The sequence below is a fragment of the Zymobacter sp. IVIA_12111.31 C1 genome (genome assembly GCF_047495495.1).
GTDB lineage: Bacteria > Pseudomonadota > Gammaproteobacteria > Pseudomonadales > Halomonadaceae > Zymobacter.
The window spans coordinates 2,587,116-2,602,285 of record NZ_CP179930.1 but is presented as its reverse complement, the minus strand read 5'-3'; the positions used below and the strand labels follow the sequence as shown (position 1 = coordinate 2,602,285).

The 15,170-nt window shown below is 57.9% G+C and carries 6 protein-coding genes; 4 read left to right on the top strand and 2 right to left on the bottom strand.

What is annotated here, in order from left to right; all coding sequences use genetic code 11:
* The first annotated feature begins 56 nt into the window (after positions 1-56).
* Entirely contained in the window at positions 57-2,504 is a 2,448-nt protein-coding gene (locus ACMHYW_RS11570) for a mechanosensitive ion channel domain-containing protein (RefSeq protein ID WP_414500044.1), read from the top strand.
* Positions 2,505-2,652: 148 nt separating this feature from the next.
* Here the strand turns inward: ACMHYW_RS11570 and ACMHYW_RS11565 are convergent, their stop codons facing one another.
* Entirely contained in the window at positions 2,653-4,383 is a 1,731-nt protein-coding gene (locus ACMHYW_RS11565; RefSeq protein WP_414500043.1) for a Na+/H+ antiporter, read from the bottom strand.
* Between the two features lie 329 nt (positions 4,384-4,712).
* On the bottom strand, positions 4,713-5,717 hold the full coding sequence (locus tag ACMHYW_RS11560; protein WP_414500042.1) for an aldo/keto reductase: 1,005 nt from the start codon (positions 5,715-5,717) through the stop codon (positions 4,713-4,715).
* A 559-nt stretch (positions 5,718-6,276) separates the two neighbouring features.
* On the opposite strand from ACMHYW_RS11560, the gene ACMHYW_RS11555 reads away from it, so the two are divergent.
* From ACMHYW_RS11555 to ACMHYW_RS11545, 3 genes are all read left to right on the top strand, one after another.
* The gene (locus ACMHYW_RS11555; RefSeq protein WP_414500041.1) at positions 6,277-6,942 is read left to right on the top strand and encodes an HAD family hydrolase; all 666 of its coding nucleotides are present in this window, start codon (positions 6,277-6,279) and stop codon (positions 6,940-6,942) included.
* Positions 6,943-7,471: 529 nt separating this feature from the next.
* Positions 7,472-10,264: a type VI secretion system Vgr family protein gene (locus ACMHYW_RS11550; protein ID WP_414500040.1), complete on the top strand. Its 2,793-nt coding sequence runs from the start codon at positions 7,472-7,474 to the stop codon at positions 10,262-10,264.
* Between the two features lie 24 nt (positions 10,265-10,288).
* Entirely contained in the window at positions 10,289-15,166 is a 4,878-nt protein-coding gene (locus ACMHYW_RS11545) for an RHS repeat-associated core domain-containing protein (RefSeq protein ID WP_414500039.1), read from the top strand.
* The last annotated feature ends 4 nt before the right edge of the window (positions 15,167-15,170 follow it).

Below are 15,170 nucleotides of genomic sequence, written 5' to 3'. Positions count from 1 at the left end.
ATAGAGAAGAGGTGCTGATCTTGAAGGCACATTGGCAAAGGAATGCGCTGACGAGCGTGACTTCACTGATGCGACCGCACGGTGCACGTCGCTACGTGATGATAGGACTGCTGCTTGTCGGGCTGTGGACGATGCTGTGCGCGGTCGTGCCGAGGGCTGTAGCGGCCACCGCGTCGGCTCCCCATGCGGCGGCGGCAACGACGTCCCTGACGGCTGAAGAGCGTGAGTCATACAAGGCCATGGCCGACATGCTCTCCAACGATGCCACGCGCAAGCGGATGGTCGAGCAGCTACGAGCGATGGCCGATGGCAAATCGCCTGCCGACGTTGGGCTGAGCGCGGCGGCGCACCCGGAAAACGATAAGGGATCACTGCCGAACCAGATTGCGACCACGACCGAGCGGCTCGCTTCACAGATCGGCGATCAGTTGGTTCAGGCAGGCCAAGCCATCAACGACCTGCTGCACGGCCGCGGTGCGGCCAGCATGACCTTCAGCGATTGGCGCGGCCTGATGTCCGGCGTCATTCTGGTGATGATCGTGACGCAGGTGGTGTTCTGGGTGCTGCGCCTATTGGCGTCCCCGTTCTATCGACGGGTCAACGACTGGGTCAATCGCCAGATGATCGAAGACCGACGCCAGCGTGAACAGCAAGCCGCTACCGCACCGGAGGGTGAAGAGGTCGATCCCGGTGCCCCCAGCGCTTCCGTGATCGGTAAGCGCATTCTGGCAGTCGGTGGTTCGTTCCTCGTCGATATACTGCTGGTGGGTATCGCGGTCGGGGTCGGCTCCGGCACGGGGCTGTTCGGTATCGGGCTGCCCGGCGAGCACGGCATGTTCGTGCCTGAGTACCTGAGCGCATTCGGGATGATCGAGCTGATTAAGGCCGTACTGCGCCTGATCTTCGCCACCCGCTACGACCATCTGCGCCTGTTCCCGATGATGACGACCGAGACGGCGCGCTACTGGAACCGCTGGCTGGCGCGTCTGGTTGGCTTGAGCGGCTATGGGTTGCTGGTGGCCATCCCGATTATCTCGAACCTGACCGGGTCGGCGATGGGTATTCTGGCCAGCCTGGTCATTATGATCGGTGTCTATATCTATGCGGTGCACGTCATCGTGCGCAATCGCACGGTGCTGCGCGACCAATTCAACGCTATGGCTGACGATATCAGCATCAACTTTTTCAGCACGCTGATGCGCGCGCTGGCGCGGACGTGGCATATCTTCGCCATCCTATACTTCACCGTGCTGCTGGTGGTCAGTCAGGTTGAGCCGACGCATGCGTTGCCGTTCATGGCTACCGCTACACTGCAGACGCTGATTGCTGTTGGTGGTGGTCTGCTGATCTCTGCGGTGCTAACCGCGCTGATGTCGCGACGGGTTCGGTTGCCAGAAGGGGCGCGCCGCGCCTTGCCGCTGCTGGAAACGCGACTGAACGCCTATGTGCCCAAGGCACTTCATGTGATTCGTACACTGCTTAGCATCTTGGTGGTGCTGATGGTGCTCGACGCTTGGCATGCCTTCAACCTATCGGCGTGGCTGACCTCGTCGGAAGGTGCTCGTATGGTCAGTACGCTGATCGACGTGAGCCTGGTGCTGTTCATTGCCATGATGGCGTGGACGCTGATCGCCAGCGTGATTGAGCATCGCCTGAGCGACAGCAACGGCCATCAGGCCAGCGCGCGTGAAAAGACCCTGCTTTCGCTGTTCCGCAACGCCATCATGATCGTCATCGTGTCGCTGACGCTGCTGGTGGTACTGTCCCAGCTGGGCATCAATATCACCCCGATCCTGACCAGTGTTGGGGTACTAGGGCTAGCGGTCAGTTTCGGGGCGCAAACGCTGGTCAAGGACATCATTACCGGTATCTTCATCCAGCTGGAGAATGCGTTGAATACGGGTGATGTGGTCGATGTAGCGGGCATCAACGGTACGGTTGAACGCGTGACGATCCGCTCGGTGGCCATCCGCGCCACTAACGGTGCCTACCATGTCATTCCGTTCTCGTCGGTGGACAAGGTCACCAACTACATGCGCGGCTTCGCCCGTCACGTCGGGGAGTATGGCATCGCCTATCGCGAAGATATCGACAATGCCATTGCCGAGTTGCAGAAAGCGTTCGAGAAGCTGAATGAAGACGATTCGGTGTCCTCGTTCATCATCGGCAATATGGAAGTGCCCGGCGTTATCGAACTGGCCGACAGCGCGGTCATTATTCGTATCATGATCACAACGCTGCCCGGCAAGCAGTGGGCGGTAGGGCGCCTGTTCAACAAGCTGGTTAAGAACCAGTTTGATGAAGCGGGCATCGAAATGCCGTATCCGCATCAGACGCTTTACTTCGGTGAAGACCGCAACGGCAATGCACCGGCCGCCAATGTGCGACTGGTCAACGGCCGTTCAGAGGAGGTCGCGGAGAAACCTGAGGTGGATGCCCATGCAGATGCGCAGGTGGCGGACGATGATGATAATGACCGGGAACGCCGTCGCGAACCTGAATGAAGTGCGCGAGCTCACGCCCTACCGATGACCGTTGGGCGTGAATACCGGCGCGGGAAGAAAAAAGAGGGGAGGCCTGATGGCTTCCCCTCTTTTTTGTTTTTCATTCTGACCGCATACCTACGGTGCTCAAACGATGCGAATGCTGCGATCAGGCATGCGATGAGGGCAGCGGAATGCCGGTCATCAGGGCCGTCTCGGCCAGGTCGATCTCACTGACGAGGCGGTGCAGCAGTTCGTCGTTGATGCGGTGGCGACTGCGCAGGCGGTAGATCTCGCGGCGTTCAGCATGCAATGCCTCAATGCGCAGCTTGCGCTCAATATCCTGCATCAGCTCATGGCGGGAGGTGCTGGCGCGGTCATCCTCTACGGCGATGCGTTCCTGATAGTCGCTCAACAGCTGCGTACTGACATCGGTGAATGCCAGCAGGCGGTCGTTGACGTGCGGATCGTTGCTGTCGCCCGCGATCCTGTTCAGCTCGTCCATGCGCTGTTGGCGTACCTGCTCGATACACTGGATGGCGGCTTTGGCGGCCATCTGACGTGCCTGACGCTCTTCCTGACGCATGCGTTCATCGGAAGGAATCTCCAGATCGCGCAGCAGCACCGGCATGCCGATACTGGCGATCAGTAGCGTGCACAGGATGACGCCCGTGGCGATGAAGATCAGCAGATCACGATAGGGGAGCTGCTGGGTCTTGGTCATCCAGATCGGGAACGACAGGGCTGCCGCCAGCGTGATGGTCCCGCGGATACCCGCGATGGTCGATACACCGATCAGGCGCAATGAAATCTTCTGCACCATGTTGCCGCGCAGATGGGCCACCAGCCCGCTGCTCTTGGCGGCCATGATGATCCACAGGAAGCGCAGCCCCAGCAGTGCCGCAGTAATGATTAGTACATAGCTGATCACCAGCAGAATGCTGAAGGGGTTGCTGTCATCAACAGTGGTTTCCATCGCTTTGGTGAAGATGTGCGGTAGCTGGAAGCCCAGCAGCAGGAACACCAGCGAGTTGAGCACGTACTCAATGATTTCCCACATGCTGCGTGTCTTAAGACGTACGCGCACCTGGCTTTCACGCTTCAGGTCGGTGCGGTTGATGACCAGCCCCGACGCGACGGCAGCCAAGATACCGGACAGGTGCATGTGCTCCGCCAGCAGAAAGGTCGCGAACGGCAGCAGCAGTTGCAGCAGCACGATTTGGGTGGCCGATTCCTCACCGCTGCGGCGGTCGATCAGACGGGTACGGATGAAGCTGAATGCGAACGCCAGCGCACCGCCGAGCAGCAGCCCACCGATGGCGATCACGATGAAGCTCAGCGTGGCTTGACTGAATGAGAAGGCCCCCGTCGTGGCCGCCAGCATCGCGAACTTGAACGCCACCAGACCGGAAGCATCGTTCATCAGCGATTCGCCTTCCAGCACGCGCATCAGGCGCGGCGGTACGGGAAGACGCCCGGAAATAGCCGATACGGCGACGGCATCGGTCGGCGAAAGCACTGCCGCCAGCGCCATAGCGATTGGCAGAGGAATGCCCGGAATGATCCAGTGGATCAGATAGCCGATGGTCACCACCGTGACCAGCACAAGGCCGAGCGCCAGTGCAAGGATCGGCCCGCGCAGCGCCATCAGCTCGCGCTGTGGAAAGCGACGAGCATCAGCAAACAGCAACGGCGCGATGAAGAGCAGGATGAAGATATCCGGCTCAAGATCGACGTGCAGTCCTAACCCCCACTCAGGCGCAATGATGGCCGGTAGTGCCAGCAGGGCCCCGAAGGCGATCTGAACAAGAGGAATGGGGAGGGAAGGAAGGAAACGTGCGGCAATACCAGTAGCTGACGCGACAGAAATGAGGGTCAGAACGAGGAAAACTGTTTCCATTGATAGGGCTCGGCTTTGATCGACAACAAGGAGGTGAATGAGACGCAAGCAAGTGTATATCGGAACATTTTCGTCGAATATATAACTCTTGCTTCTTTAAAAGTCGCTTCTAATAACCATACCACGTATGTCAATAGGCGGCGACCGGGGGGTATCCCTCAGGCATGAAACGCCAGAAGACAAGTGCGTGGCAAGGCATTGAATGTCAGTAAATGTATCGGCCGTAAGACGGCTTTGCCTGAAGGGTGCTGTTGCATCCGGTGATGGAACGACAAAGCCCCCAGCCAGAGCAGGGGGCTTGATGACCTCATCAGCGATGTTGTGCTGACTCAGATCTCTGTGCGCAGCGGTGGCGCCATGAACTCGGGGCCGACGGGGTCCTTAATGTTGCGATCAAGAATGCGGTCTATCTCGGCTTTGGCGTCCTCATCCAGCGACCAGCCCATGACCTCGTTGACCGGGTCGAGCTGGTCGGGGCGGCGTGCCCCCCACAGGGCAATAGAGACACCTTTCTGATCGAGCAGCCAGCGCAGTGCCAGATGCAGGACAGTACGGTCGTAGTTGACGAGCGCAAAGGCATCCAGCTCTTTCACGGCGTTCAGGTATTGCTCGAAGCGCGGCGGCTGGAACTTAGGATCGCTGTTGCGTAGGTCGTCGCCGCTGAAGGTGCGGTTGCGGTCGATCTTACCGGACAGCAGACCACGGCACAGTGCACCGTAGGTCAGCGTGCCGATGTTCTGTTCGATCAGCGTGGGCAGCAAGTCCTTCTCAATGTCACGCTCGAACAGGTTGTAGGGCGGCTGATGGGTCGTAATCGGACACACCTTCTCGAAAGCCTTGATCTGTTCCGGGTTGAAGTTGCTGACCCCGATGGCACGCACCTTGCCGCTGTCGCGAATTTTGCGCAACGCTTCGGCAGTCTCCTCAACCGGTACGGTACTGTCCGGCCAGTGCAGCTGGTAGATGTCGATATGATCGGTTTGCAGGCGGCGCAGACTGTCGTCGATCTCCTGTGCCAGACGTGCCGGAGACGCGTCACGGAACACCGTCCCGTCTGGTTTCCAGTTTAGGCCGCACTTGGTGGCGATGATCGTCTTGTCGCGGCGACCGCCTTCCTTCAATGCTTTGCCGACCAGCTCTTCGGAGTGGCCACAGCCATAGACTGGGGCGGTATCAATGCAGGTAATGCCGCGGTCGATGGCGCTCTGTACGGTCGCAATCGACTGCTTGTCATCCGTGCCGCCCCAGGATGAGCCGCCAATGGCCCAAGTACCCAGCGCGATGCGCGTTGCCGTGATATCACTTTTGGGAAGCGTAATGGTTTCCATGGTCATCGTGTTCTCCCGCATGGTGCGTTAGTGGCGTTCGGCCGTGAACAGCGCGTTGCCGCGCGACCTTTCCTTTACGACAGCAGACGCGGCCTGCCTGGCAAGCTTTGGCCTTCCAAAACTAGTGCTCGACAGGAAAAGGCCCGTTGCTTGGAGCTCTTCTTATGAAACAGTGTAGGTGGCGAAGCATGTATTCAAGGGGCAAGGCGTCACTTGCACACTGTTCATTGGGTGTCGAACAGTGAGAGTGCCATCCGCTGTGGTGGTTCCCTATCCCTATCATGCCAGAAGGTCTTATCTCCCCTCGCAGAGCGCGCCGGTATACTAAGTCCCTCCTTTTACACGGCTATTCATTGGCAGTGCCGCGAGCTGTGATCCTTGTGGGTGCCCCGTAGTGTTGCAGCATCCGAGGTCTGCGGGCGATAGCGTGAATAAGACACGCGATACGCAGGCGGCATGGTGATAGGCTGGGGTGGATCGCTGCCACCAGCGCTGCGTTCGCGTAGTCGGTAGAGGATCACCGCCAGTGTTTAATTCGAACGATGATGCAACAGGAGACGACTGCATGAGCAGTATCAAGGCTATTCTTTTTGATTTTGACGGTACGCTGGCCAACTCCGAACAGAACCACTTCGAAGTCTGGAATATCGTTCTTGCCGAGTGCGGTGAAGCTCCGCTGGATGAATACACCTATACCCATGGTCTGGCGGGCCTGCCCGTGCCCGAAGCTGCGCGGCACGTAAAAGAGCATCTGTCACTGACCGTACCGCTTGAAGAGATCGTCCGCCGCAAAAACATCGAAACCGGACGCTACTTTACCGAGCACCCGGTCGATATGATGCCGTTCGCCAAGGAGATTCTGACCCTGTGCCGCGAACGCGGTTTGAAGCTGGCACTGGTGACGGCTTCTTCTCGCAGCGAACTGGCGCCAACATTCAAGCACCATGAACTGGCCCCGTTCTTCGATGCCGTTGTCACTCGTGATGACGTAGAACGCAGCAAGCCGTTCCCTGACAGCTATCAGCTGGGCATGGAACGACTGGGCGTGACGGCCGCCGAATCCTTGGCTGTGGAAGACACCTCGCACGGCGTACAGGCCGCCCATAGTGCCGACATTCCCGTGGCCGCCGTGCCCAACGAGCATTCCCGCAGCGGTGACTTTTCTGCTGCTACCGTCGTCATCGACGATGGCCTAAAAGGTGTATGGCGCTGGATCGAAGCACAGCTGTAACCCTTTTCCCCTTCCGCTTGGGCCTGCAAGGCCGATGGTTATGAGCGGAAGGGATGCTTCTCGCCTTCTGATAATTCCCCCATCGAGCGCGATAGCGCTCACCAGTGGTTTTCTCTCCTGAACGCAATGGCCTGATAGGCAATACCGCTCTGGCCGTTTGATGCCTCATTCACGCACTGTGGAACACGACTGTAGCGTGCTGTATTCCCTATCTTTTTGGTATAATGGCTGTCTGTTATGATTACGATGTTTGCGTTAAAGACAAGTGTGCAACGCACGATAATCATAAGTGACGCGTACCGTCATGAAACACCTTGTTATGGCGATGAACCTCGCGTTCAACCCCATGCCATAGCGCAATGTGCAGATAAATCAGTCGTTCGGAAAAAGGGTGTTAACGCGCTCGCCAGATAGGTGAAATGAAGCCAATAATCGGTTAACTTACTGGTAACGATCATAAAAAAATGGGATAGAGGTGCAGTGGATACCAGCCTCCATCACCTTAGGCACAATTATTAAAGGGGGAATGATGGCGTCTCTATCATCCTTGCAGCAGCTGTTCGACATCACCCTGAGCGATGCCGGGCGTTTGCTAACGCTCTCAACGCCGCTGGGCAGCCATGCACTGCTGGTGCAGCGCGTCGTCGCGCACGAGCAGCTCAGCACACCGTTTACCTTTACCGTCGACTGTATCTCGCAGCAGCATGACCTTGACCTGCGCCAGCTGTTGGCGCAGCCGGTCACGTTGTCGATTTTGCAGGCCAACGGCACCTACCGTGATCTGCATGCCATCGTCAGCGATGCCGCCCTGTTGGGTAGCGATGGCGGTGTCAGCGACTATCAGCTGGTGCTCGCGCCGTGGATGACGCTGCTGGAGCACATCACCGACAGCCGTATCTTCCAAGACCTGACAGTCGTTGAGATCGTTACCCAGGTACTGGAAAGCCATTCGTTCAGCGAGGGCGGTTTCCGCTTCGATCTGCGCCACCAAGACCGCTACCCCAAACGCTCCTACTGTGTGCAGTACCGCGAGAGCAGCTACCACTTCATCAGCCGTTTGCTGGAAGAAGAGGGAATCTGGTGGTACGTCGCGCAGGAACAGGATAAGCACGTCATCGTCTTCACCGACGACAACGACACCTGCCCCAACGTCAGCCCCGAGACGATCCGTTTTCATCGCCAGTCCGCGACCGAGCAGTTCGACAGCCTGACCGACTGGGGGCACGAGCGTCGCGTGCAGCCGACCCGCGTCAGCTTAGGCTCGTTCGACTACAAGGCACCGGGCGCACCGACGCGTGTTCAGCTCGATACCGTCGACGAGCAGAACGGGTTGCCAGTACTCGAGCAGTACGATTACCCCGGTGAATACAACTTCCCACGCTACGACCGTGGCCATCAGCTGGGCGACACCCGAATGGAAGGGCATGAGTCGCAGGCCGAGCGTTTCACGGGGGCGGGCGGCACGCGCCAATTGAGCGTGGGCCACAGCGTTGTACTAAGCCAGCATCCCAACCATGACAGCGGCGGGATGGAGAAGCGCACCTTCCTGTTGCTGGAACTGCGCTGGGCGGCAGAGAACAACCTGCCGATGGCCGCCGTGCGTCGCCAGATGCCGGGCAGTCTTGAGGCGCAGGTAGACGCTTTGCGTCAGGCCACGGGGCACGCGATTGAAGGCGCCGCTGAGCAAGATACCGCCGGTACGGCGTTCTTCCATGTTCAGCTGGAAGCGCAGTACCGCACGGTGCCGTATCGTGCGCCGATGACCCATACTAAGCCCGCACTGGGCGGCCCACAGACCGCCATGGTGGTCGGACCTGCCAACGAACAGATTCATACTGACCGCCTCAATCGCGTGAAGGTGCAGTTCCATTGGGACCGTAAAGGCCAGTACAGCGAGACATCGAGCTGCTGGCTGCGTGTATCGCAGGGCAATGCGGATAGCGGCTGGGGGGCCGTGTTCGTGCCGCGCGTCGGACAGGAAGTGATCGTCAGCTTCCTTGAAGGCGATCCCGATCGCCCGCTGATCACTGGGCGCGTCTACAACGGCGATCGCCAGCCACTGTGGCACAGCAACGGCCTGCTATCGGGCTTCCACACCCAGAACTACCGCGGCGGTGGCTATAACGAACTGGTGTTTGACGACGCCACTGGGCAAAGCCGCATTCGCTTGGGCACTGACCAGCAGCATTCACAGCTGAACCTGGGCTACCTGATTCATCAGGAAGGCAATGATCGCGGGGCGTTCCGCGGCCTTGGCTTCGAGCTGCGCAGTGACGCCTACGGTGCCGTACGGGCCAACCAAGGGCTGTACCTGTCGAGCTGGGGACAAGCCCATGCCAGCGGTGACCAGCTGGACGTTGATCCTGCGCGTCAGCAGCTGACCAGCGCTCAGCGCCTCAACGACCAATTGAGTGATCTGGCAACGCAGCACAAGGCTGACGCCCTGACCAGTCCCGCACCGCTCACTAAAGCGGCAGAGCAGGCCAGTACCGCATTAGCAGGTACCTCTCACGGCAACGGTGACTCCGCAGCGGCGCAGGCAAGTGCCAGTGGTGGTACCGGTCAGTCGCGCAAAATGAGCGAACCGTGGCTGCATGCCGCGTCACCCGCGGGCATCAGCTTGACTACCCCACAGTCAACGCACGTGGCACAGGGCGAACACCTCACCCTGACCAGTGGGCAGGACACCACGATCGCCACCGGCAAGAGCCTGCTGGCTTCGATCACTGAACGACTGTCGCTATTTGTCTACAACGCCGGGATCAAACTGTTCGCCGGTAAGGGCAAGGTCGAGATACAGGCACAATCGGACGAGATGGCCCTGACCGCCCAGAAGGACGTGCATGTCAGCTCAACGCAGGGCAAGGTCGAGGTGGCTGCGACCGATGAGATCTTGCTGAGCTGTGGCGGCGGCTATATCCGTATCAAGGGCGGCAACATTGAGATTCATGCGCCCGGCACCATCAGCGTGAAGGGGGCCCAGCACGCTTTTTCCGGCTCGACCTCGCAAAGCCCGACCCTGCCGGAACTGCCGACCAGCGAACCTGGCAACCTACAGCTGTGGCATGCCTATGCCCAAGGCGAAGCCGTCCCCGGTGCGAAGTACCGCGCCACATTAAGCGATGGCAGCGTGCGCGAAGGGGCACTGGATGCGTCAGGGAAAGCAATGCTGACGGGCGTTCCCCCGGGTGGGGCCGCCGTGGAGTTCTTCCGCGAACCGACGCCCGTGTCGGGGGAGGGCAACGTGTGGCCGCGTTGGCAAGGAAAAGGCAAACCGTTGAATCTAGCCGGCATCGATCCTTCCTCGGACATCACAAAATAAAGAATGCAGGGATAACGAACACTCATGACAGACACACCACAAAACGATCAGCAGAGCCAAGTCTCACCCCAACAGGTAGTGAACGATGCCAGTGCGGCAGAAGAAAATCCGCTCAAAGGCATTGATCCCAAGCTGATTGAGCAGGCCAACCAGCGACGTGTGATGTATGCTCCGGCCAACGTTGAGCCTTCTATGCCAGAAGTCACGATGGAAGAGCCGAAGCCGAACGATAACGGCAGCAACATGGTGCATTACATCATGGAAGGGGCCGCATGCGTCCCCATCGTGGGTAACGTGATTGCGCTTAAAGATGTGGCGTTTGATACCTATGAAATCTGCAAGACCGACGAGCATAACCAACATTCGAATTTCAAAAATATCTGGCTATGGGTCACGCTCGGCGTTGATGGTATCGGCCTAATCCCTGCGGCAGGCAACGCTTCAGCACCCATTCGTGCGGTTGTTAGACACGGCCTGTGGGAGTTTGCGCGCGGTATGGGACTGGCGCTATTGATCGACAAACTGGTCGAGGTATTCAGTGGCCAGATTGAAGAGTTCTTATTGAAATTGCAGTCGTGGATTGAAGATCTCAAAAGCCTACTGGTTGATCTGATCAAGAAGCTGGGTAACTCGCTGGCGGATTTCATCCATAGCCCGTTCAACTGGGCCAAGCAGGTCAAGTTGATCGAAGAAGGTTGGACCGTCTGGCCGTCGGACAATGTCAAAAAAATTGCCTTCAAAGGCATGGAAAAGCTGCTGGATTGTTTGGATCAGACGCTGCGCCAGTCCCTTGAGCAGGGCATGCGTGACTATAGCGTGCAGGGCGCCGTTAAGGTGGGAGATGCCATCCTCAAACTGATGCCGCTGGTGATCGCCATTACCGATGCCGTACTGGCACGTCGGCACAAGACACACAACGTGCAGGCGCAGTCACACGTGGCCAACGATGGCAAGGCGCATCACCCCGCCGCGCTGGTCGAACAGAAAGGTGACTGCACCAAGGCACCTGCCGACAATCACCCCACGCCGGCGAAAGATAAGCCTGGGTGTTCAACGTGTAATGACGAAGAAGGAACACATCGGCCTAAACCTCGTACACAGAACCCGATTCATCTTGTAATGGGGGATGAAAACCTGTGGCAGACCGATTTCGTCGTGCCCGGGCTTATTAATCTTGAGTGGACGCGTTTCTACCGTTCTAGCTGTGACATGCTGGACGATAGCGAGCTGGGGGCGCGTTGGAGTACGCCCTACCATCTACGCTTTGAGCAGAGCGACGAGCAGCTGTTCTTTGTAGATGATGAAAACCGCTGTGTGCCGCTTGCCTCCCTTGCTGTGGGCGAATCACGTTATGAACCCACTGAGCATATAACGCTGTCGCGTCCTTCCGAGCACGAAATCGTGTTGGAGACGCTTTATAACGATCGCCAGCGCTATGTGCGAATGGGCAGCCTCAACAGCGCGGGACGCCATGTGTTCCGGTTGGTCGAGGCCCGGGAACAAGACGGCAATGCGCTGCACTTCGAGTACGACACCGCTCAGCGGCTGATGATGCGCATTACCGATGGTGCTGCGATGGACGTGCGCCTAACGTATAACGCAGAAGGGCTAGTTGAGCGGATCGAGCGCCATTTTCCAGATGCTGAACACGCGCCTGAAGTGCTGTCGCACTATGGGTATGACGAACAGCGTGATCTGGTTGCACAGACTGATGCCCGGGACCGAACGCGCACCTATCGCTATGAACAGCACCTGCTGACGTTCTATGCCAACCGCAACGGTTTGGGATGCCATCTGGAGTGGGAGTGGCCCGGTCAGGCAGAAGGTGAACCCGCCAATGCGCGTGAAGCGCGCTGTATCCATAACTGGCTGGACGATGGCAGTGAAGATACCCGCTTCGAATACAACCGCAGCATGTGGTACACCAAGGTCACCGATGCGCACGGGCTAGAGACCTACTATCGCTATAACTACTTCAATCGTATTGAGTCACGGACCACCCCGTATCAGCCACATCTGGGCAGTGAACACTGGCGCTGGGATGAGCACGGTAATCTGCTGGCGCATATTGATGGCGAAGGGCGCACCTTTGCCTTTGAATACGATGCCAAGGGACGTTTGATCCGTTTTAGCGATCCGATGTCGCGCACAACAGTTTATGAGTACGATGAAAAAGGGCGTCAGACCACGATGACTGACCCCATTGGTCGTATGCGCAAAACGATGTATGACGGGCAAGGACGTGTTGCGGCGGATACCGACTTTGCCGGTCGCACGACCCAGTTTAAGTACAACGACCAATCGCTGCCGATCAAGGTCATTGATCCCGCCCATAACGAATACGGTTATCAGTGGAATGAACAAGGGCAGTTGATTGCCTCTACCGACTGTTCCGGGCAGAAGACCACCTATAGCTACGATCATCGAGGTCAGCTGATCGAGCAGACCGATGCGTTGAAACAGAAGATCTACTTCCAGCGTGATCGGATGGGACTGCCGACCGTCGTGCGCTATCCCGACGGCACCACTGAGCAGTTCGAGTACGACGGCGAGGGCAACCTGACCCGCTACGTTAACCCGAAAGGCGAAGAAACCCGCTACGCCTACGACGGTAAGGGGCTACCGGTCGAACGCATCGATGCGGCCGGTTTCCGCCTTGCCTATCAGTACGACACTCTGCGCCGCCTGTCACGCCTGACCAACCAGAACGGCGAGCAGTGGTCGTTCGATTACGACGGTGTGGGTCGCCTTAAGCAGGAAGTGGGCTTCGATGGTCGTACGCGTCAGTACCAGTACGACGAAGGCGGGATGTTGCTGACCTACCGCGAGGGCGATCAGGCCACGCTGTATGAACGTGACAGTACGGGGCTGCTGAAGCGCAAGCTTATTGAGCGCACGGGACACGGTATCGTTGAGACGCGTTATGCCCACGATAGGCTGGGGCGCCTGACCTCGGTGCAGAACAGCCACAGTGCAGTACGTCTGCATTATGATGCGCTGGACAATCTGATCGCTGAAGAGCAGACCGCGGACCTGCCGGACGGTTATTGTTATCGCAGTGTCTATCGCCATACCTACGATGTGCTGGGCAACCGCCAGACGACCACGCTGCCTAACGGCCAAGAAGTGGCGTGGCTGCGTTATGGTTCCGGCCATGTGCATGCGATGTCGCTTGACCGCCAACCGTTGTTTGATTTCGAGCGCGATGCGCTGCACCGTGAAACGGCGCGCCACTATGGCGTCCAACAGCAGACGCGCCAGTACGATGTGATGGGCCGCCTGACCCGTCAGCAGCGTTTATTGGGCGACGAAGCCAAGCAGCAGCGCCTGTATCACTACACCCAGACCTCCGAACTGTACGGTATCGACGACTCGCTCAAAGGTGAGACGCGCTATCAGTATGATCCGATTGGCCGTCTCAAAGCGGCCAGTACGCCGCTGGGCAACGAAACCTTCGCGTTTGACCCGGCGGGTAACCTGATCGACCCCGAACTGCTGCAGAATACCGAGCAGCACCGCGACAGCCAGCCGATCAACACTCGCTGGGACGGCGCGCGTGAAGAAGTTAAATTCGACTACCGCCAGCTGCCCAAAGTGATGGGCAACCTGCTGGAACGCTACGCAGGCACCCATTACCAATACGATGAGCGCGGCAACCGCCGCCGCCAGACGGAACCGAGCGGCCATACCACCGAATACCTCTATGACGCCGATGACCGCCTGATTGAGGTCAAACGCTACCGTCGCGCCCCTGCGGCTGGTGATACCACCCCGCCCGAGATGCACGCCAAATACGGCTACGACGGCTTTGGGCGTCGCCTATGGAAACTGGTCAAAGACGGCAAGGCCAAACCTAAGCTCACCGTGTTCAGCTGGGACGCCAACCTACTGACCTCGGAAGAGGTGTTCGAAGGAGAGTTCCACTTCTGGGATACGTTCGCCTACCCGCAAGAGCCAGAACTCGAGCCCGAAGACCCGAGCAAGAAATTCTCGCTGCCAGTCGCCCAGCGCGTGCACACACTGACAGCGCGTGCACTCAAGCGTACCCACTGGCTGTATGAACCCGAAAGCTTCGTCCCCGCGGCGCAGCTAGTCGACACCTATAATCAGCATGCCCAGCGTATGACAGGTACCGGCCAAGCCACCTACTCATCCAGTGTGTCGGCAGCGTCAGCAACACTAGAACCCCAGCTGTACTATATCCATACCGATCATCTGGGTACGCCACAGGAACTCACCGACCGCAACGGCAATCTACACTGGGTAGGGCACTATCGTGCATGGGGTGAACTGGCAAAGGCCAATGACAGCGAGGGCAACGCCGCCAGTGTTGAGATGCCACTGCGCTTCCAAGGACAATACTGTGATGCGGAAACCGGACTGCACTACAACCGCTTCAGGTACTATGACCCGCAGGTAGGGCGGTTTACGACCCAAGACCCGATTAGCCTTGCTGGTGGGGTTAACCTATATCAGTACGCGCCAAGTCCTATTATATGGGTTGATCCTCTGGGGTTAACTAATTTTAATGCTCTAGAGCTAGCCCAAAAAAAAGCTAGTGAAGTAGTCGCAACAGCCAAGGAAAATGGTACAAGGTGGCCTACAGCAACAACTGCTGTTAAGAACACGCGGACAGGAGAAGTGTTTTATGGAGCTAGTGGAAGTAAGCCTGAGAATATATCGGCGAAACTAGCAGTAGAAATGCCTGCTGTTAGTTCTGAGCCATGGGCTGTTAATAATTGTGCAGAAATTGATGCTGTTAACAAAGCATATAAGTCAGGAGCATCTGCTCATGACCTTGAAATGGCAACAGTTCATACTGGTGATGGTTCTCCATTTCCTAAATGTAGAAACTGTTGTAAAACATTTAACAGAGTTGGTATAAAAGTTCTTTCAGGATGAGGTT